The organism is Aestuariibacter salexigens DSM 15300, from assembly GCF_000429145.1.
GTDB classification, from domain to species: Bacteria; Pseudomonadota; Gammaproteobacteria; order Enterobacterales; family Alteromonadaceae; genus Aestuariibacter; species Aestuariibacter salexigens.
On sequence record NZ_AUBH01000010.1, the window covers coordinates 99,389 to 117,760 of the forward strand.

Sequence of the window (18,372 nt, forward strand, 5' to 3'; positions counted from 1 at the left end):
GGGTGGTCAAAGGGCGTGTATTTTGCGTAACCTTGTTGCCGGATTCAACGTTAATGACTCAGATTTCGATCAATGGAAGCGCGATGAGCTTGGTTTGGTTACTCGTACCATTCAGTATTTTTACATCTGTTGTGGCCGCGATTATGGGCATTGGCGGCGGGTTGATGTTGATTGCGGTGATGCCGTTCGTATTACCTGCAGCAGCGGTTGTACCTGTGCACAGCATCGCGCAGATGGCCAGCAATGCATCACGGGCAGGGTTTGCCTGGCGGGCAGTGCAATGGCGTTTCTTGTTCCCCTTTGTAGTGGGCTCTATCGCCGGCGTGGCGGTGTTTACGCTGATCTGGACGCTACTGCCTGAACGCTGGTTACCGCTGATTATTGGCTCCTACATTCTGCTAACGCTATGGAACGAGCCTTTTAGTGCCATGCTGCGGCGCGCAGAGACTTTTTATTCTGCGGGCTTTTTGCAAACCGGATTAGGTATCGTAGTAGGTGCTACCGGGCCACTTACACTTACCCTACTTTCCAAACAACTGAGCAGTCGGGACCAAATCGTGGCAACCAGCGCGATGATGATGCTGGTTACTCATATTCTGAAAACGGCGGCTTTTGTGGTAGCGGGTTTTGTCTATACCCCTTATTTATGGTTGATGGTAGCGCTGATTATCGCTGCTATCGTGGGTTCATGGCTTGGCACGGTAATCAGGCGTAAAGTAGAAGATAAGGTTTTTCAACGCTTCTTGAAGGGCATACTCAGCGTGTTGGCGGTGGCCATGATTACAAAATCGTTGATGGGTTAGTCGTCTGCCAAAAATGTGGTGCGATGGCCTTTCGCATCGATTACTGAGCAGTTGACCGTTTTTTGGTCATTGGAGATTTCCAGTAGTCCCAGCCCCGGCTGGTTCAGTAATGAGGTATTTTCATGGCCCTCTGGATAGCGGTGGCTGATACGCATGTAGCGACGTCGCGTAAACCAGTTTAACGGTGATTTTTCTGCGAATAACAGTTGATTAAGGCGATCCAGCCAGCGCAGTAGGGTGTTTGGGAAGCAATTTTTAATGCCGCTACAGGTAAATTGAACGACGCGAGGACTGTTGCGTCGAAAGCGCAGCGACACGTCATACACAAATGAGTAATGCACATCACCGGACAGGATCACAAACAGTGGCGGCGTGCGAATATGCCTGAATATGTTAAGAATAACGCTGGCCGTACCCTTGTGCGCCATCCAGTTTTCGGCATCCACCATCAATGCCTTACCAAAGAAGGTAAACACTTTCTGAATAGCCTCAATAAGCTTCACGCCATAAATCGGCGCTGCTGAAACCATAATCACCGACTGTTGACCTATCATATTCTGCTGCAGTTCACACAAGGCTTCCCAGTCCATCAAACCAGACGGCTTATTGCCATTTGATTCAGACCTCCATCGCTGAGTGCGGGTATCCAGTACCAGCACGACAGGAGAGGTGTCGAGTTTATAGTCCCAATGTGGCCATTCATATAGTTCATCGAGCAGCGCGTCGTGTTCAGCTATCCCCTGTTTGCTGAAATGAGCGCTAATGCGCTCGGCCAGAGGGGCGAGCGTCTCTGGGTCATTACCCCAGCCCTGAAAAAGAGAGTAGGCGAGTAATGCATTGCCGATAATGCGCTTTGAGAAGGGGTGGCCATATACGGCCTCTTCCCAGCTACGCGTCAGGTTCCAGTCATCGGTAACGTCATGATCGTCAAAAATCATATACGTTGGCATATGTGCGAAAACGCGCTGCGCAGACTCGAGCTGCTTAATGAACGTTTCCAGTACTGCCTTCTCACGGGCGAATCTCTGCTTGTATTTCTGTGCTACGCAGTCATCCGTTATCTCGATATAACGCCAAAGCTGCGGTGACCACACCAGCAAATACATCGCTATCATTTCCGCCGCACTGATCAAATGGTTCTGCGCGTTGACTGAGGTGAAAACCGGTTTTCGTTTGGCAGCAAAGAACGTGCTTGCTACGCCTTCATTTGCCTCAAGGCCTGGAAGTAATTGTTCACGTTGGTAGAACGAGAGTGGATGACAAAACAGCTCGCTGGCGTTGTTTACGACAGCGCCTTCTAATTTTTCATCATGCAGACCCAATAGTTGTACAGTCTGATGAATAGCCTGAAGCAGGGGACCACATACATCATCGGTATAGACCTGATCGCCGGTCATGATCAACAGGTCGGGACGCTTTTTGCCGCCTTGTAGTTCTTCAGCCATCAATCCATCCAGGCCAGCCAGTGCATCATCGCCGTCATAATGTGGTTTGCGGCAAGAGCCATGCATCACGTTGGTAAGCGAGGTCTGGTAAAAAAAGTGACAGTCGCTGTGCTCTTCATATAACAATGTCGGAACCAGTTCGCGTAACGACGCAGGGTGTCGATCCTCGATGGAAAATGACAGGTCGTAGTGAATTTTTGTGTCAACAGGCAAAGGTGAGTCAAGTGTCACCTGTATCCAATGCAGGTAAGCCCTCTGCCCTAATGGGATGCAGCGGTGTTGTCCAGAATCAAGCTGTTGCGAAAATAGCACCCCCTGCTGGGAATACTCGGTCAGTGACAGGGTGATCTGGCACGGCTGAGATGTCGCACACTGCAGGACCACCTGCTGCGAATCCACCCGTCTGAGCATGGGACCCAGAATTAATAAGGGCAGCTCTGCTTGATTCGGATCTGTCACGTTCCCCCACCGGATAGTATGTAAAGTCTCCAGTCTGCCCTACAAGTGGTTGAGCAATCAACGTGTTAGCATGAAAAACCCACCTTTGTCCTTGACCATGACGAAACAGATCATTTAGATTCACCCATCCTTTTACACTACTGAGATGTTTGCATGGTTGTTCGCATCGCTGCGCTCTTTTTGATTGGCTTTGTGCTGTCAGCGTGTTCCGACGCGCCGGACGTTAACGAGCCGTCACAGCCTGAAAACCCCCAATACACCCTGCAGGGACAATGGATCGTCGATGCTGATGGGGAAGTGATGCTGGATCCGCAAACATCGGGCCTGATCTTCTGGCGTAACACTCTGATGTCAGTTTCGGACGGTTCTGCTGTAGAGCAACAACGGCTCAGGTTACATCAAATAAGCCCGCCCGCGCAGGGTGCTCAGGTTGCAAAACTCCTACCAGATAGTGGCCCGATGCGCATCGCCAGCGGCGTGCGACGCAGCTGCTTTGGCCCATACCTTAGAGATGAACCCGATTTTGAGGCGCTGGTGGTCGATCCTGATGATGACTCAGTGTTTATTCTTGTTACTGAGGATGCCACCCGCACTGGCGCATTGACGACGAGGTGTCAGAAACGTTTTCAGAATACCGGCTCTACCGACTATCCGACCTTATTGGTCAGGGTTAAGCGTAACCGTGAAGGGGTGCTGACCATGACCCATGTCAGACCGCTGCAATTTGCCGCCGAGATGGAAGTAGGGGACTTTCCTAATGATGGTATCGAGGGAATGACCTTTGCTATCAATGGTTCGGATAAATTGTCTACGTCGCGAACTCTCTATCTGGGTCTGGAAAAAGATGCTCATGGCCAGCCTCGCATATTCAGCGTTGATATTGATGCTGACTTTTGGGATTCCAGTGATTTTGTTCAAGTGCAGGCACCAGAATTACACACCCCTGTATTTGAACAGGGCAATCACCCCATTAATGGATTGAGTGCGTATTACCACGCGCCAACACAGGTGCATTATCTGGTTGCTGCTGCGCGCAACGATAACCAGCTTTGGTTTATTGATGCTGCCGGTGTTCAGCCAACCATCTTCGTTGACTTGGCGTTTGAGGCACCTACGTTAAGCGAACAGTGTCCGGCATTCGAATTGATGGACAACGCGTCACTGGAAGGTATTGCCATCGATAAGCAGCGTATTTGGCTGATAAACGACCCGTGGAAACGCAATTACGAAAAGAATATTGCGTGTGCATCCAATGAACAAAGATACAAGGCGATGGCGCCGCTATTATTTTGGCTGGATATCAATCCAGCCTGGTTCGCGACACCACACGTGAAGGACGTTACTTAAGTCTGGCTGCAAAGGTCTTCTTAAATTTCGCCAGCTTCGGTGCCACGACCATGTTGCAATACTGGTTTTGCGGATTGTTACTGAAATAGTCCTGATGATAATCTTCAGCCTGATAGTAATTATGTAGTGCTTCTACCTGGGTAACGATAGGCGCTTCCCAGATTTGCTGTTCGGTCATTTCCTGAATGATTTTTTCCGCTTCCTGTCGCTGCGCCTCGTCGTGATAAAACACCGCACTGCGGTATTGAGTGCCGATGTCATTGCCCTGCCGATTTAGCTGCGTTGGGTCATGTAATGCAAAGAAAATTTCCAGAATTTCCCTAAAAGAGATGCTATCTGCATCGAAATTCACGCGAACGACTTCTGCATGCCCAGTGTCGCCTGTGCATACCTGTTCATAGGTTGGATTGTCTGTGTTTCCGCCCGCATAACCGGAAAAGGCGCTTATCACGCCGTCGACAGAGTTGAATGCTGATTCAATACACCAAAAGCAGCCGCCTGCCAGGGTAGCCTGTTGAATAGTTGCCATAAGGGCCTCGTATTGCGAAAAAGAATTGTCCAGTACTTGGTAACATTCTGACATGTTATCAAGTCATCCGGTTGGCTTTTTTTAGCGTAATACTTATTACTATGAATAATTATCAACACACTCTGACAATTTTCTATGATGGCCAATGTCCGCTGTGTATGAAAGAAATGTCACACCTAATGAAGCTAAATAGGGATGGGTGTTTGCGTTTCGAAGACATCATGGCGGATGACTTTTCGCAGCGCTTTCCGGATCTGAATTGGCAGCATCTTAATGATCGTATCCATGGGCAATGGCAGGACGGCTCAGTTATACAGGGGCTGGACGTGACCTATCACGCCTGGCGTCTGGTCGGCAAAGGGTGGGTTTATGGCTGGATGCGCTGGCCCGTTATACGATGGTTTGCTGATAAGGCGTATCTTCTGTTTGCCAAACATCGCTATCGGATTTCTTATTGGCTGACCGGTCAAAAACGCTGTCCACGCTGTGAGCTCAAGGGGCAATCATGAGCACGGTAAACGTTGTTGTTGGTGCGTCGGGAGGCATTGGTGCAGCGCTGGTCAACGCCCTGGCAAGCGCTTCGCCGTCGTCGCTGGTCATTGCTGTGGGCAGACAGCAGTGTAAGGCAACAGCAGGTAATATTAGGCCCTATGCTATCGAGGATTACAGCGAACCCTCGATTCAGATATGCCTCAACCACATCATCTCTGAATATGGCAAACTGACAACGCTGATTTGCTGTGTAGGGACCTTGCATGATGATACAAAAGGCATCAAACCAGAAAAGCGATTAGAGGATATAAACGCCAATCAACTCAGCCACTATTTTGCGGTTAACACCATCATACCTTCTCTGTGGGTCAAACACGCGGCAGAACATTTCTCTGATCAGGGGCCAGCGCACTGCGTGGTGCTCAGTGCGAGAGTGGGCAGTATCAGCGATAACCGGGTAGGCGGATGGTATGGATACAGAGCCAGCAAAGCCGCCCTGAACATGTTTATCAAAACTGCCCAGGTTGAATATCAGCGGCGCGCTAAAAATGTGGCATTGGTGGCCTATCATCCAGGCACAGTGGATACAGCGTTGTCCAAACCGTTCCAGCGCAACGTCAAACCCGAAAAGCTTTTCACTCCGGCCTTTACTGCACAGCAGTTGTTGTCATTTTTACCCGATCTGGACCCACAGCAGGGACCTTTTTATCTTGACTGGCAGGGACAGGCTATAGACTGGTAAGCAATTGTTCCTTTGGTGCGAAAATCTGTGTTCCGAGACAGAGACTTTTTTTTGTGTGGCTGTTAACATTCCGCTCACAAAAAAGGGCGCACAGCCCACAGATATAATAATGATAACGACATAGGAACAAGTGTATGAGCGCTTCGCGCGAACAATTTGGCTCACGATTGGGCTTTATCCTCGCCGCAGCCGGTTCGGCTGTAGGTATCGGCAACCTGGTTGGTTTTCCCGTCGGTGCCGCAAAGAATGGTGGCGGTGCGTTTCTATTGATGTATGCCATCTTTGTTTTTCTGATTTGTTTGCCCGTGATGATGGCTGAAATGTCGGTAGGGCGTAAAACCCATAAAGATCCGCTGGGTGCGTATTCCACGCTGTCTAGCGGGGCCGGTCATTGGAAGCTGGCAGGATGGTTGTCGATCATCACCCCCTTTATGATTGCGGTGTTTTATTTGGTTATTACCGTATGGTTATTCGGCTATCTGTTTCAGTCTGCTACGGGTAACTTAACGTATCTTGCTGACCCCAATACCTTCGGTGAATTTGTCAACGCGCCTTGGATCTTTGTGTATATGGTGGCAGTACTCGCCGTGGTGTATCTGATCCTGCAAGGCGGTGTTAAACAGGGTATTGAAAAGGCAGCCAAGCTGCTTATGCCGACGCTGTTTGTGATGCTCATTATCCTGGTCGTATTTGTGTTGACGCAGGATAACGCGATGGAAGGGGTCAAGTTCTACCTGGTTCCTGATATCAGTAAAATTGACGCTGCCGTGGTCAATGGTGCGCTGTCTCAGGCGTTCTTCTCGCTGTCACTAGGGATGGGCATCATGATCACCTATGGTAGTTACATCAGTGATCAAGACGACGTGCCTGGGTCAGCAAAGTTGGTGGCATTGACCGATACGGCAGTGGCATTTATCGCCGGATTGATGATCCTGCCGGCGATTTTCTCATTTAATCCTGCTACCAATCCTGATGAATTGAGTGAATCCTCAGTCGGCATGATTTTCACCTTCTTGCCTAAGATCTTCCTCGCACTGCAAGCCACAATTGGCTACGTTGGTGCCAGCTTTGTCGCCTCTTTCTTCTTCCTGTTAGTGTTTTTTGCGGCGATTACCTCGCTCGTGTCTATATTTGAAGTGCCGGTTGCAGCCTACATGGATGAGCGTAAGGTCAGCCGTAAAAAAGCGCTGGTGGTATTGGGTATTATGTTAGTGGTGATGGCGTCGCTGGCGGCCCTATCTTTCGGTATTAGTCCAATGCTGACAGAATTTGTCAGCTATGCAGGACAGTCTAAGTCATTGTTCGATGTGATTTACGACGTGTTTTACGATACCGTGCTGCCATTGAACGGTCTGCTGATCTGCATCTTCGTAATTTATCGTTGGAAGAAAGCTAATTTTAACGCTGAACTCGACAAGGGCTCCCCAAAATACCGCGGTAGCTGGTTTGAAAAGTATGTGGATTTTTCCGTCGGTACCTTTATTCCGCTAATTTTGTTGGTGATCTTTGTAAATACGGTGGCACTGAAGTATTTCGGCACCGCCCTCATAGGGTAAAGCGTGCTAATGCAGACCTGATTTAATCAGGTCTGCTAATCATATCGTAGGGGCTTGGGTAGTTAAGCTCCAACTCTAGTGTACGCAGACTCTCACCCGCATCGACTAATTTCCCAGTTACATCACTCGATTGTTCGTCTGTGAATGCCGGTCTGGGTAACCCTAACTGTGTTGCCGCCCAGGTGTAGTAATCCTTACGGGAAGGATGTTCATGACTGCACAACACATAGGTTTTACCAAACTTGTTAGCTGTAATGATCGCGTCAATAGCGGCAATGACATCGTGTTGATGAACCAGATTTACGCATTGATTGGGGTTGGGAATGTCTACGCGACCAGATAAAAACTTCACCGGATGTCGCGTCTCATTTACCAGACCGGCAAGCCTTATCACCGCCCCGTGCTCTGCAAAAACCTCAAACAGGTGTTTTTCGAGCGCAACGTGAGCCCTGCCTGAAGCGGTATCTGGAGAAACGGCGGAATGCTCATTGACCTTGCCTTCCGCGCTGCCATACACAGACGTTGTGCTGACGAAAAGCAGGTTTTTGCAGCCCCTCTCATGACTGATATCGATGAATTGTTGCATGTGTTCGGTGAACCACTGCTCGTCCATGGTTCTTCGCCCGGGCGGCAGATTAAGGACTAATGCGTCAACGCAAAACAGCGAGTCGAGTGTTTTGTCAGACAGGTCGTCACCCAAAGTGAACTGATAGGCAGTAATATTGGCACGACGAAGTGCTGATGATTTTTCAGTACTTCGTGTTGTGCCACTGACGATATGGCCATTTGAAATGAAATGACTGGCGAGGGGCAACCCAAGCCAGCCACAGCCGACGATGCTAATTTTCATACTGCCCGAACATGTCGTTAAATGTCGGGCAAGAATATCACATCCGGTGAGAGTCGCGGGTGACTTCTAGCAGGTTCAAGTCTGATAGCTCACTGAACTCCCTGTTTAAATCAGCCTCTGCAATATCGGCGATGTGTAGCACATCACATAATTGCTCTGCTTTAAACTCCAGACCATCAGCTTGGTTTTCGATCCTCTGTTCCAGATCTTCTGCAAAATTTTCCATGCGTGCTTCGAACGCGTTTCCATCACCGCCGCTGAATAGCATTTCTGTGCCAACGGCGATCAATAGCTTTCCCATTGATGAAAATACAGCTTTCTCGATTGCCTGTTCGAGTTCTGCTTCCCAGTGATCTTCAAACACGCCATTGTCGAAATCCGAAGACCGAATGTGCAGACTGCCGTCTTCAGCGTAAAAACTGTTATTGACGTCTTCGCCGATGCGAGACAGCGCTTCATTTAACTCTAGTACTGCATCATCGTTGTAACCTATCAGTTCACCGAATACTTCGTTGAGCGCTGTAGTAGCGAGCTGAACACCTTCAACGGCAATATCTGCAGTCATTGGCAAGGCTTTCGACATACTGTTGTAGTAATCCTCAACGGCGCGCTGCTGGTCAGCATTAGTGCTGTAGGCCTGCCCATCTATAAGCAGAGTATAATCAGGGGTGATAGTCATTTTTGCTGAGCCTGGACTGCTGACGGTAAGGACACCTTTTTCAAATGTCAGTGACCCGTCAAGGTCGATATTACAATCATTAGCCTGAGCAACGCCGGCGGTCAGTAAAATGGAAGCAGCAATCAATGTACGTTTCATAATTTCCTCAACAGTATTTACGCGAACATATGACCCGTTGCAACCTCCTTGCCAGTTATTAAAAGTTATTAAAAACAGTATGTTAACGATCCTTATTAGAGAGTGAGAGTAATAATTGAATCAATGAGTTAATTATTTGCCTAACAATTGGTGAGTATGACCACTTAATCATTCTGTTCTTTTAGGGAGAAATGATGTCGAACAAAGCAACACTGTATCGAATGGAAATGGACGACCATGTATGCCCGTTTGGTTTACGTGCCAAAGATCTGCTTACTCGTAAAGGATATGAAGTGGACGACCGCACGCTTACTTCCCGACAGGAAGTGGACAACTTAAAAGAAAAGTTGGGCGTAAAAACTACACCACAGGTGTTTATTGGGAGTGAACGCATTGGTGGATTTGACGCATTGGAAGCGCATTTTGGTAAGGGGGAGTCAGATGAGACCAGCTACTTCCCGGTACTGTCTTTGTTTACGGTTGCCGCATTATTGACTGCCGGACTTGCTTTCAATGCCACGCAGGTCTTGTGGTCAAACATGATTATGCAATTTATCGGCTTCTCTATGTGTATGCTTGGGCTATTAAAATTGCAGGATGTAGACAGTTTTGCGAACAGCTTTCTAGGCTATGACCTACTTGCCAAAAAATATGTGCCGTATGCGTTTGTGTATCCGTTTGCAGAAACGCTGGGCGGAGTGTTGATGGTAAGCGGACTATGGCCAGCCCTGTCGATGATCATCATGCTATTTATTGGTGGGATAGGCGGAGTGTCTGTATTTAAAGCGGTCTACATTGATAAACGGGAACTTAAATGTGCGTGCGTCGGAGGCGACTCCAATGTGCCATTAGGCGCGGTATCCTTTCTTGAAAATGCCGTAATGTTTGCGGCAGGAGCGTGGATGTTTGTGCAATTTCTCACGTAAAACCCTCTACAGGAGACTGCACTTAGTGATGTGATAACAGGGAAATTGTTTGATGATGATCAAAATGTCCACATCTGGGCAGAAAACAGGCGTTTGCGGCATTCACAGTGACCGCCATCTTCGGCATAATACGCGCGTTTTAGATAATTAACGGTTGGAGCGAAAATGAGTCTGTGGGGAGATGCGATTTTATTCGGATTTGCGTTAGTCGCGTTTGTGCTGGGTATGACCAGCATTATTATGGGCTTTATGCCTCAGCCTGAGGCCGGTCTGAAGGAAAAAATCGAATACGGTTTCTTTGGTGTGACAGGCCTGGTTGGCTGTTTATTGCTCGCGATAGCCATATAAAATAGTGCCAACGGCGCGATCAGTGAGTTCGGTCACTGACGCGCTGATAGGCTCGCAAATCGAACACTGGCAGCATTGCCAGAGCATGATCAAAGATGTCAGCCTGGATCCCTTCATACGCGACCCAGTTCTTATTTGCACTAAAGCAGTAGAGTTCTAGTGATACACCGGTTTCACTCGGTGGCAGCTGTCGCACCATCAACGTCATTTCCTTGTTGATACTGGGATGATGCTTCAGGTATTCGGTCAAATATGCCCTGAACGTGCCTAAATTCGTTAAGCGACGACTGTTTACCAGGTCGCTTTCATCAATGCTTTGTTGTTGGCGGTACTCGGCCAGTTCCTGCACTTTTCTGTCAATGTATTCACTGATAAAACGTATACGTTTAAAGCGGTCTAGCATATCCTGATCGCAAAACGTCACGCTCTGAATATCAATTTTAATGGCGCGCTTTATCCGTCGACCACCTGACTGGGACATGCCACGCCAGTTTTTCACTGAATCGGATGTTAGGGTGTAGGTAGGTAAGGTTGATATGGTTTTGTCCCAGTTCTGTATTTTTACTACGGTCAGACCGACTTCAAGCACCTCACCATCGACCCCGTATTTTGGCATTTCCAGCCAGTCTCCTGTGTTTACCATACGGTTTGCTGCAATCTGGATCCCTGCTACAAAGCCTAATATGGTATCCCTGAATATCAATAATAATACCGCTGCTACTGCTGTCAGGCCGGAAAGCAGCAAAAGGGGACTCTTTTCCATCAGTAGTGAAATAGATAACAGCCCAACAATAATCACCAACACCAATTTTGTTACCTGGATGAAGCCGGTGATCGGTGCTTTTTGCGACAAGTGAGATTCGTTATACAAATCTTCGATAGTGTTAAGTAACGCACTGGCTGCATAGAGCGAGGCAAGTAACATGTAGAGCACTGACATCTTTTGGATGTTAGTCAGAAGTGTTTCATCCTGGTGCAGTAGTGGTGACGCTAACAGATAAATGACCAATGCTGGTACAAGGTGGCCGAGGCGAATGAAAAAGCCGTGGCTGTGCAGCTCATCATCCCAATGCGGCGACGTTTTGCTCACCACTTTGATGATCTTATAATGCAGCAGCAAGCGAAAAACCTTGGCACAACACCAGCTAATCAGCCCCATCGTCAGCAATGCGCCTATTTTATATAAGGTGTGTTCTGGCGAGATATCGAGACCGACAGCCGATAGGCCTTGAAGCAGCCACTCTTGAGGGGTTGTTAAATCTATCATCCTTGGTTCTCCAGCAACTGTTCAATCACCGTATCTTTATCGTGCCATTTATTATTCAGCCAGCCCTGGAATGCCTGCTTGAAATGTTCATCGTTAAAGTAATCGCCGATAACGTTGTTATCAACTTCAACAATGTTCACGTCCAGACATATGCGACGCATCGCTCCACTTAGCATCGCCAGCATTGGGTGGGCTGTATTGTCAGGATAGTAAAGCGTGACATCCAAAATGTTGGTAAACAGTTCACCCATTGCGGCCAGCGTAAAGGCTATTCCTCCAGCCTTAGGCGGCAACAAAAACTGGTAAGGACTTCGTTTGCTGCGGTGCTTGTGGTATGTAAAGCGGGTGCCTTCAACAAAATTGATCACCGTTGTTGGGTGTGCTTTGAATTTCTCACAATAGCGTCGGGTTGTCTCAATGTCCTTGCCTTTCAGGTGAGGATTCTTGGTGACATAAGCGCTACTGTAACGGCGCATGAATGGCATATCCAGCGCCCACGCGCCAAGCCCAACAAAAGGCAGCCAGATAAGCTCTTTTTTCAGGAAAAATTTAGGCGCAGGAATACGCCCTGAAGAAAACTCAATCAGCAAAATGATATCCAGATAGCTGAGATGGTTGGCCATCATCAAATACCATCCGCGACGACGAATTTCGCCATGTACCCTATAGTCGAATGTAACGGGATTGAACAGACGGATGAAAAACACACTACATTTTCCAAATGCCAGCATGCAGAAATTCATCACAGTATTTAATACGCGGGTTAAAGGCTTAAACGGAATAATCAGCTTTATCAGTCCGAAAGAAATGACCAGTATGGCCCACAATGCAAGATTTACTAATTGCAGCGCTAAATGCACAGGGAAAACAAACAGACCCTTTAAATACATCATGTCGGGGATTATCTCGTGATAAGTTGTTCGATGAGCTGATCTTTGATGAGCCAGCGCTGATTAAGCCACGCCTGAAATTTTATGCGTTGCTCTGGATGATCAAAGTATTCCATTGAAAATGTGCCGGAGGAAAACAGCTCCTCTATCGGCAGTACGTTCACTCTTACCTGCACGTTACGCACTTTTCCACACACAAAGTCCCAAAACGACGGTGCGCCCTGCGGGTAATGGATTGTCACATCGACCAGTTTATGCAGTTGCTCTCCCATCGCACTGAGTACAAATGCGACACCTCCCGCCTTCGGTTTGAGCAGATGCTTGTAGGGGGATGACTGCGCATCATGCTTGCTTTGCGTAAATCGCGTGCCCTCAACGAAATTCATCACGCTAACGGGTTTAAAGCGAAATTTCTGGCAAGCCTTACGCGTTGTTTCCAAGTCTTTACCCTTAAGATGTGGATTCTTGGCTAAAAACGAATTGCTGTAGCGACGCATGAATGGGAAATCCAAAGCCCACCAGGCGAGCCCAAGAAAAGGCACCCAGATCAGCTCTTTCTTGAGGAAAAATTTTAGAAATGGCAGGCGATGATTGAAAATGCGTTGTAATACAACGATGTCGACCCAGGATTGATGGTTTGATATGACCAGATACCAATCATTGGGGCGCAAGTCCTGGGTTCCTTGTACATCCCACCGTGTGCGGCTGGTCACACGTTGATTGAAATTATTGACCGAGATCCAACAGGTGGCGCAGCCATCTATTAAGTGCGAGATGGCTTTGCGAAATCCCTGAATGGGAATGATCAGTTTAAAAAACGAAAAAATTAATAGCGGGATAACCCAGAACAGCGTATTGATCCCGTAACCAAGAATCGACAATACGCCGATGATGTTGCTGAACAGATGTCGCATCAACTGGAATTCCCTACCAAACCCGAAGGTCGCGTAGTGTACCTAACCATTGCTTTAAGAAAAAGTATTCGTAGCGTCAGCACAGAAGGTATCTGACCTTAAGAGTAAAGCTGACTGGAGCTGTATCGGTAGTTGAGCTAAAATGCGCCGCCTTGTTCATCAATTCACCGGGTAGTCATTTGAACCGCGCTATTTCCGTTGCCCCAATGCTGGATTGGACCGACCGTCATTGCCGGTACTTCATGCGTTTGCTCACTCAACACTCGGTGTTATACACAGAGATGGTGACGACGGGGGCGCTGATCTTTGGGAAAGGAGACTACCTTAGATTTCATCAGCAGGAGCACCCTGTCGCGTTGCAGCTGGGAGGCAGTGATGTCAGTGATATGAGGCGTTGTGCCGAGATGGCTCAGCACCGAGGTTATGATGAGGTAAACATCAACGTAGGGTGTCCGTCTGATCGCGTGCAGAATGGTCGTTTTGGTGCGTGTCTGATGGCCGAACCACAGACGGTTGCCGATTGCGTCTCCTCAATGCAGGCTGCAGTTGACATTCCAGTCACGGTGAAATCTCGTATTGGTATTGATGATATGGATGAATATGAGGATCTTAGTCGCTTTATCGACACCGTTGCCTCCGCTGGTTGTACGACCTTTATTGTGCATGCTCGTAAGGCGTGGCTACAGGGATTAAGTCCAAAGCAAAATCGTGAGATCCCTCCTTTGATGTATGACAGGGTTTACCAGCTCAAATCCGAGTTTCCAGACCTGCATATCTCGATTAACGGTGGTATCAAGACGCTGGAGGAGGCCAAAGCACATCTGCAACATGTTGATGGCGTGATGATTGGCCGCGAGGCCTATGCCAACCCCTTTATGCTTTCTGAGGTCGATCATGTTATTTATGGTGAACAACCGTCGGTGCTCGGTAGAGAGCAGGTTGTTGAGCAAATGATTGACTATGCTAAACAAGAAATCGCCGCATCGGATTGCCGCATCTGGCATATTGCCCGCCACATGCTGGGACTTTTTCAGGGACAGCCGGGAGGCAGACATTGGCGTCGTCATCTGAGCCAGCATGGCACCAAGCGCGACGCAGATCATACTCTACTGAAGGATGCATTGAATGCGGTGTTGCAGGCGCAAGCAGCAGCCGAATCCTTTACCCAGTCTCGCAGTAGTGAATTTAGCTAACTGGGTGGCGAAAAATACCATCTTTTGCAGTGTTGGCGTTTTTTCTACATTATTCAATCATTCTTAAAAATCAAAAAAATCATTAAATAACAATAAGATAAAAGTTTTTTCCTGATCTGGCACAACTATCGCAATAGTGTCTGCGACTTAAGCAGTAACGCTATTAAATATAAAGCCAAAAGGAAATTACCATGTTTAGTAAAAAATCACTTCTCGCCACCACACTTGTCGCTGGCCTAATTGCAGCGCCGACGGTAAGTGCACAGGAAATTAGTCTGGAAAAATTTGTTGGACTCATGCTGTCAAATGCCGTAGCGCAGGCACAGTATGAAATTCACAATAACGTGCAGGCTGCAGTCTTAACGGCGGGACTGACGTTTGATATCGAAGAGAGTGAAGAGTTTTATGTTGCTGATGTTCAGATCAAAGACCTGAACGAATCAGAGTCTCAGGACGACGGCGCGGAATAAGTGGGTGAATATCATGATTGACCAAATCATCTTACTCACCATTATCCTAGCGCCCTGTGTCGCTTTTACCGTTGGCGCAATGCTCTTTTCGCTGGTGAATGCGCTGCGCACGACAACCCTGTCTCATGCGCATCATTCATCAGCAAAATCGTCATACCTTTCGTTTCAGGCATCGTTTCGTCTCCCCAGATAATCGGCTCTGACATTTTCAGTGCTGATTATCTTTTTCTTTTTTCTCCCGCGACATCGTTTATTCCACTATTCATCTGACGCTGCGTATTATTTGTAGCGAGATAGCAGTCCGCCGTTCTACCTCGTGGGTAAATTCAATAATGAGTTGATAAAACCGGCAATCAAATCATCAGATTCGATATGTTCGCTTTGATGACTGCTTTTTGCCTGGCGTCGCTCAGCATGCTCAGCAGCATTGATCGCAGTCTGCGCAATAAGTCCATCCTGCTGCGGTGTCGAGGCACATCCACTCAGTGAGCCAAGTAATAACGCTGTGACAGCTATGTCTCTCAAGTACGAGCGTCGTTTTGCTTTTGTTCCTTTCATACACCTCCCTTAATTATTCAGCACGTTTACGTTGCAGGTCGGCATAGTACTTCCAGATTGCTGAACCGACAATGAATAATGGGGCTGAAAAGTACATGCAAAGCGGGATGGTCAGATTCACTAATTTAGTTAGTCAAACAGACTAAATGCTACCTAAAGAATTCTTTCTTATTAACATTATAAATGCAGAAACTATTAAAAACCCAATAAATACAATGGGATAGTGTTTTTTAAAGCGTTGGCACAGGTTTTGAAAGACTGTAAGTGCAAGGGTTGAAGTGACGTGAAACGGCATGTCCTGATTGACCCGGACCATTAACCGAAACTGTGGAGAATGAATAATGGGCATGTTTTCAAGAATGAACGATATCGTGCAGGCCAACATTAATGCGATGTTAGATAAGGCTGAAGATCCTAAAAAAGTGATTCGATTGATTATCCAGGAAATGGAAGAAACCCTGGTTGAATTGCGCAGTGTAGCAGCACGCAATCTAGCGCAGCAGAAACACCTTGATCGTAAACAGATGACATATAAGAAGGAACTCAAAAACTGGCAAAGCAAGGCTGAGCTGGCTATGCAAAAAGGCCGCGAGGAGCTGGCGCGAGCAGCGCTTGCAGAGAAGCATGCCATACAAGCCAAATTGGACGCGATTGCCACCGAACATCAGGCCGTAAATGAAGCATTGTCAAAACTACAGGACGACACGGCGCGCTTACAAGCCAAGCTTACCGAAGCGCGCAATAAACAGCGTGCAATGGAAGTTCGACACCAATCAGCCACTGTCAGACTGAAAGCAAAAGATAAGCAGTCTGAAGTAAAAATCGACGATGCCATGGCACGATTCGATGCCTTCGAGCAACGTATCGATTATCTCGAAGCGCAAGTTGATGCCTATGACGTGGTATCGCCACAAGGACAGGACTTAAATGCGCAGTTTGCAGCGCTTGAAGCGCAGGACGATATTGAAAAAGAGCTGGAAAGTCTGCGTAAAAAGGTTGCCTGATTAGGTGGATTATCTCGGTCCGGGCCCTCTTGCCCGGATTGAATTGAGAGGAGATTGAGATGAAGCATTCAATAGATGTACAACGTTTATATCGAGACAATTCGCGTGCTCTGGTCTCCGGAGTGTGTGCCGGACTAGCAAGATATTGGGACTGTCCGACCTGGGTAGTGAGGGCAGGGGCCATTGCTGCTTTCCTGTTCATGCCGGTTCCGGTGGCGATTGCTTACCTGATGGCCATCGTGTTAATTCGACCGCGTTAGACCCTGTTACGTGGAGGCAAAGAGATGAAAAATCTGATTATTGCAGTGCTGGTTGCGATTATTCTGGTCAACGGTTTTGGCCACCTGGCTGATGACTGGTTTGGTATGCATATCGTCTGGGAAAACGAGACGCTCACACCGTTTGCCTCCATGCTGATTGTCGGCGCACTTGCCGTGGTTATGGCAATCGTTGGGTTCATTGTCGCTTGTAGTGTGTTCGGTGTACTCGCACTCACGTTTGTCGGCGTGTTGATTGGATTGCTGGTGGCGGGTATCACTGCTTTCTGGCCGATGCTATTGATAGCAGCGTTGATCATCTGGATGGTTAAACAAAAAAATACATCGTACTCCAACACCTGACGTCGCTGCTCATGCCCCTCTTTGCTGACGCGGAAATATTCAGTTCGGGTTGGCGCAGTTTAAACGAGTGTTTACACTGTAAAAGAAATCTGTAAAGCACATCACGATTGCCAACGCGCGTGTAATCAAATAGGAATGTATTAATGAAGCAATATTTGACCCCGAAGTGGATAGCCATTGCGGTTGTCGGTGTTTTTTTGCTGCTGTGGTTAATTGCCATTTATTGGAGCAGTGAGCCAGATGTAGTAGACGTGGTCCAACTTGCTGAGCAACAGGCATCTGAAACTGGTAAACAGGCCGTCGTCGGTTACGCGACAACAACCGCGATGATAACGGTTGCGGAAACCTTGCTGGATAAACCGGGTGGATACTTATCTAATGACTTACTGCCGCCCAGCGTGATGATGGACAACATGCCTGCCTGGGAGTTTGGCGCTCTGGAGATGCTACGGGATCTGGCACGCAGCATGCGGCAGGATTTTAGTCGTTCGCAATCGCAGTCGGCAGAGAATGTGAATCTGGCCAAGGCACAACCGAAATTCAACTTTGACCATCGCCGTTGGATCCTGCCATCTGCCGAATCTGAATATCGAGACGGTATCGAATTTCTTTATGCCTATAGAGATGAGGTGGCTGACCCTCAACGGTTTGAAGGTCAGTTTTTTGCCAGAGCTGATAATCTCAGAGATTGGTTGAAGCAGGTCGAAAAACGTCTTGGCAGCTTGTCGCAGCGTCTCAGTGCCAGTGTCGGAAAAGAAAGTCTTAACACTGATCTTGCGGGAGACAGCAGTGCCCGTCAGTCGACGCCAAATGCCATCAACATTGCGAACAAAACCAGCTGGTGGAAATTAGATGACAATTTTTATGAAGCGCGTGGCGCATGTTGGGCTCTGTTGCACTTCCTCAAAGCCGTAGACCGCGACTTTGCCGACGTACTTGAGAAGAAAAACGCGCGTATCAGCTTGTTGCAAATCATCCGGGAACTGGAGGAGACACAGCAATCGATTTGGAGTCCCATGGTTCTGAATGGCAGCGGCTTTGGTATGTTAGCTAATCACTCGTTAGTGATGGCGAACTATATTTCGCGTTCGAATGCTGCTCTAATAGAGTTATCTGAACTACTTAATCAAGGATAAACTCAT

The 18,372-nt window shown here is 47.9% G+C and carries 22 protein-coding genes; 14 read left to right on the plus strand and 8 right to left on the minus strand.

Annotation, left to right across the window (positions count from 1 at the left end):
- Nucleotides 1-83: 83 nt before the first annotated feature.
- Nucleotides 84-803: a sulfite exporter TauE/SafE family protein gene (locus tag G441_RS0113380; protein ID WP_026376818.1), complete on the plus strand. Its 720-nt coding sequence runs from the start codon at nucleotides 84-86 to the stop codon at nucleotides 801-803.
- On the opposite strand, the gene G441_RS18710 is transcribed toward G441_RS0113380, so the two are convergent.
- The gene (locus G441_RS18710; protein WP_156896372.1) at nucleotides 800-2,707 is read right to left on the minus strand and encodes a metallophosphoesterase family protein; all 1,908 of its coding nucleotides are present in this window, start codon (nucleotides 2,705-2,707) and stop codon (nucleotides 800-802) included. The genes G441_RS0113380 and G441_RS18710 overlap by 4 nt on opposite strands.
- A gap of 153 nt (nucleotides 2,708-2,860) precedes the next feature.
- On the opposite strand from G441_RS18710, the gene G441_RS0113390 reads away from it, so the two are divergent.
- A complete protein-coding gene (locus G441_RS0113390; RefSeq protein WP_026376819.1) occupies nucleotides 2,861-4,054 on the plus strand; it encodes a hypothetical protein in 1,194 nt (397 codons plus the stop codon).
- Here G441_RS0113390 and msrA read toward each other — a convergent pair.
- On the minus strand, nucleotides 4,047-4,583 hold the full coding sequence (msrA, locus tag G441_RS0113395) for a peptide-methionine (S)-S-oxide reductase MsrA (RefSeq protein ID WP_026376820.1): 537 nt from the start codon (nucleotides 4,581-4,583) through the stop codon (nucleotides 4,047-4,049). The two genes, G441_RS0113390 and msrA, sit on opposite strands and share 8 nt — an antisense overlap.
- 101 nt (nucleotides 4,584-4,684) lie before the next feature.
- Between msrA and G441_RS0113400 the strand changes: the two genes are divergently transcribed.
- From G441_RS0113400 to G441_RS0113410, 3 genes are all read left to right on the plus strand, one after another.
- Nucleotides 4,685-5,092: a thiol-disulfide oxidoreductase DCC family protein gene (locus tag G441_RS0113400; RefSeq protein ID WP_034475157.1), complete on the plus strand. Its 408-nt coding sequence runs from the start codon at nucleotides 4,685-4,687 to the stop codon at nucleotides 5,090-5,092.
- A complete protein-coding gene (locus G441_RS0113405; RefSeq protein WP_026376822.1) occupies nucleotides 5,089-5,817 on the plus strand; it encodes an SDR family NAD(P)-dependent oxidoreductase in 729 nt (242 codons plus the stop codon). The genes G441_RS0113400 and G441_RS0113405 overlap by 4 nt, the downstream gene beginning before the upstream one ends.
- 134 nt (nucleotides 5,818-5,951) lie before the next feature.
- A complete protein-coding gene (locus G441_RS0113410) occupies nucleotides 5,952-7,373 on the plus strand; it encodes a sodium-dependent transporter (RefSeq protein ID WP_026376823.1) in 1,422 nt (473 codons plus the stop codon).
- A 22-nt stretch (nucleotides 7,374-7,395) separates the two neighbouring features.
- On the opposite strand, the gene G441_RS0113415 is transcribed toward G441_RS0113410, so the two are convergent.
- Complete coding sequence (locus G441_RS0113415) at nucleotides 7,396-8,223, minus strand: SDR family oxidoreductase (RefSeq protein ID WP_026376824.1); 828 nt, start codon at nucleotides 8,221-8,223, stop codon at nucleotides 7,396-7,398.
- A 37-nt stretch (nucleotides 8,224-8,260) separates the two neighbouring features.
- A complete protein-coding gene (locus G441_RS0113420) occupies nucleotides 8,261-9,040 on the minus strand; it encodes a DUF2884 family protein (protein ID WP_051275604.1) in 780 nt (259 codons plus the stop codon).
- Nucleotides 9,041-9,234: 194 nt separating this feature from the next.
- On the opposite strand from G441_RS0113420, the gene G441_RS0113425 reads away from it, so the two are divergent.
- Nucleotides 9,235-9,966, plus strand: a complete 732-nt coding sequence (locus tag G441_RS0113425; RefSeq protein WP_026376826.1) for a MauE/DoxX family redox-associated membrane protein — start codon at nucleotides 9,235-9,237, stop codon at nucleotides 9,964-9,966.
- 165 nt (nucleotides 9,967-10,131) lie between these two features.
- Complete coding sequence (locus tag G441_RS0113430) at nucleotides 10,132-10,314, plus strand: hypothetical protein (protein WP_026376827.1); 183 nt, start codon at nucleotides 10,132-10,134, stop codon at nucleotides 10,312-10,314.
- A gap of 19 nt (nucleotides 10,315-10,333) precedes the next feature.
- Here the strand turns inward: G441_RS0113430 and G441_RS0113435 are convergent, their stop codons facing one another.
- The 3 genes from G441_RS0113435 to G441_RS0113445 are packed head-to-tail and all read right to left on the minus strand — an operon-like array spanning nucleotide 10,334 to nucleotide 13,385.
- Nucleotides 10,334-11,581 (minus strand): mechanosensitive ion channel family protein, encoded by a 1,248-nt coding sequence (locus G441_RS0113435; RefSeq protein WP_026376828.1) that lies wholly within the window; start codon nucleotides 11,579-11,581, stop codon nucleotides 10,334-10,336.
- Nucleotides 11,578-12,474, minus strand: coding sequence for an acyltransferase (locus G441_RS0113440; protein WP_420806155.1), 897 nt, complete (start codon nucleotides 12,472-12,474; stop codon nucleotides 11,578-11,580). The genes G441_RS0113435 and G441_RS0113440 overlap by 4 nt, the downstream gene beginning before the upstream one ends.
- Before the next feature lie 8 nt (nucleotides 12,475-12,482).
- Nucleotides 12,483-13,385, minus strand: coding sequence for an acyltransferase (locus G441_RS0113445; RefSeq protein WP_034475162.1), 903 nt, complete (start codon nucleotides 13,383-13,385; stop codon nucleotides 12,483-12,485).
- Nucleotides 13,386-13,543: 158 nt separating this feature from the next.
- On the opposite strand from G441_RS0113445, the gene dusA reads away from it, so the two are divergent.
- The 3 genes from dusA (at nucleotide 13,544) to G441_RS19705 (ending at nucleotide 15,241) form a co-directional block, all read left to right on the plus strand.
- A complete protein-coding gene (gene dusA / locus G441_RS0113450) occupies nucleotides 13,544-14,578 on the plus strand; it encodes a tRNA dihydrouridine(20/20a) synthase DusA (protein ID WP_026376831.1) in 1,035 nt (344 codons plus the stop codon).
- 191 nt (nucleotides 14,579-14,769) lie between these two features.
- A complete protein-coding gene (locus G441_RS18715) occupies nucleotides 14,770-15,048 on the plus strand; it encodes a hypothetical protein (RefSeq protein WP_034475164.1) in 279 nt (92 codons plus the stop codon).
- Nucleotides 15,049-15,061: 13 nt separating this feature from the next.
- Entirely contained in the window at nucleotides 15,062-15,241 is a 180-nt protein-coding gene (locus tag G441_RS19705) for a hypothetical protein (protein ID WP_156896373.1), read from the plus strand.
- A gap of 116 nt (nucleotides 15,242-15,357) precedes the next feature.
- Here the strand turns inward: G441_RS19705 and G441_RS0113460 are convergent, their stop codons facing one another.
- Complete coding sequence (locus G441_RS0113460; RefSeq protein ID WP_026376832.1) at nucleotides 15,358-15,606, minus strand: hypothetical protein; 249 nt, start codon at nucleotides 15,604-15,606, stop codon at nucleotides 15,358-15,360.
- A 341-nt stretch (nucleotides 15,607-15,947) separates the two neighbouring features.
- Here G441_RS0113460 and pspA point away from each other — a divergent pair, with 341 nt between their 5' ends.
- The 4 genes from pspA (at nucleotide 15,948) to G441_RS0113475 (ending at nucleotide 18,366) form a co-directional block, all read left to right on the plus strand.
- A complete protein-coding gene (gene pspA / locus G441_RS0113465; protein WP_026376833.1) occupies nucleotides 15,948-16,610 on the plus strand; it encodes a phage shock protein PspA in 663 nt (220 codons plus the stop codon).
- A gap of 59 nt (nucleotides 16,611-16,669) precedes the next feature.
- On the plus strand, nucleotides 16,670-16,870 hold the full coding sequence (locus G441_RS19570; RefSeq protein ID WP_084407373.1) for a PspC domain-containing protein: 201 nt from the start codon (nucleotides 16,670-16,672) through the stop codon (nucleotides 16,868-16,870).
- 24 nt (nucleotides 16,871-16,894) lie between these two features.
- Nucleotides 16,895-17,230, plus strand: a complete 336-nt coding sequence (locus G441_RS0113470; protein ID WP_026376834.1) for a hypothetical protein — start codon at nucleotides 16,895-16,897, stop codon at nucleotides 17,228-17,230.
- A gap of 143 nt (nucleotides 17,231-17,373) precedes the next feature.
- Nucleotides 17,374-18,366 (plus strand): DUF2333 family protein, encoded by a 993-nt coding sequence (locus tag G441_RS0113475; protein ID WP_026376835.1) that lies wholly within the window; start codon nucleotides 17,374-17,376, stop codon nucleotides 18,364-18,366.
- Nucleotides 18,367-18,372 lie beyond the last annotated feature (6 nt).

Coding starts and splice junctions, on each gene's coding strand:
- pspA (WP_026376833.1), top strand. CDS start 15,948: ATGGGCATGTTTTCAAGAATGAACGATATCGTGCAGGCCAACATTAAT.
- G441_RS19570 (WP_084407373.1), top strand. CDS start 16,670: ATGAAGCATTCAATAGATGTACAACGTTTATATCGAGACAATTCGCGT.
- G441_RS0113445 (WP_034475162.1), bottom strand. CDS start 13,385: ATGCGACATCTGTTCAGCAACATCATCGGCGTATTGTCGATTCTTGGT.
- G441_RS0113405 (WP_026376822.1), top strand. CDS start 5,089: ATGAGCACGGTAAACGTTGTTGTTGGTGCGTCGGGAGGCATTGGTGCA.
- G441_RS0113420 (WP_051275604.1), bottom strand. CDS start 9,040: ATGAAACGTACATTGATTGCTGCTTCCATTTTACTGACCGCCGGCGTT.
- G441_RS0113460 (WP_026376832.1), bottom strand. CDS start 15,606: ATGAAAGGAACAAAAGCAAAACGACGCTCGTACTTGAGAGACATAGCT.
- msrA (WP_026376820.1), bottom strand. CDS start 4,583: ATGGCAACTATTCAACAGGCTACCCTGGCAGGCGGCTGCTTTTGGTGT.
- G441_RS0113435 (WP_026376828.1), bottom strand. CDS start 11,581: ATGATAGATTTAACAACCCCTCAAGAGTGGCTGCTTCAAGGCCTATCG.
- G441_RS0113470 (WP_026376834.1), top strand. CDS start 16,895: ATGAAAAATCTGATTATTGCAGTGCTGGTTGCGATTATTCTGGTCAAC.
- G441_RS0113390 (WP_026376819.1), top strand. CDS start 2,861: ATGGTTGTTCGCATCGCTGCGCTCTTTTTGATTGGCTTTGTGCTGTCA.
- G441_RS0113475 (WP_026376835.1), top strand. CDS start 17,374: ATGAAGCAATATTTGACCCCGAAGTGGATAGCCATTGCGGTTGTCGGT.
- G441_RS0113430 (WP_026376827.1), top strand. CDS start 10,132: ATGAGTCTGTGGGGAGATGCGATTTTATTCGGATTTGCGTTAGTCGCG.
- G441_RS19705 (WP_156896373.1), top strand. CDS start 15,062: ATGATTGACCAAATCATCTTACTCACCATTATCCTAGCGCCCTGTGTC.
- G441_RS0113380 (WP_026376818.1), top strand. CDS start 84: ATGAGCTTGGTTTGGTTACTCGTACCATTCAGTATTTTTACATCTGTT.
- G441_RS0113415 (WP_026376824.1), bottom strand. CDS start 8,223: ATGAAAATTAGCATCGTCGGCTGTGGCTGGCTTGGGTTGCCCCTCGCC.
- G441_RS18715 (WP_034475164.1), top strand. CDS start 14,770: ATGTTTAGTAAAAAATCACTTCTCGCCACCACACTTGTCGCTGGCCTA.
- G441_RS0113425 (WP_026376826.1), top strand. CDS start 9,235: ATGTCGAACAAAGCAACACTGTATCGAATGGAAATGGACGACCATGTA.
- G441_RS0113410 (WP_026376823.1), top strand. CDS start 5,952: ATGAGCGCTTCGCGCGAACAATTTGGCTCACGATTGGGCTTTATCCTC.
- G441_RS0113440 (WP_420806155.1), bottom strand. CDS start 12,474: ATGATGTATTTAAAGGGTCTGTTTGTTTTCCCTGTGCATTTAGCGCTG.
- G441_RS0113400 (WP_034475157.1), top strand. CDS start 4,685: ATGAATAATTATCAACACACTCTGACAATTTTCTATGATGGCCAATGT.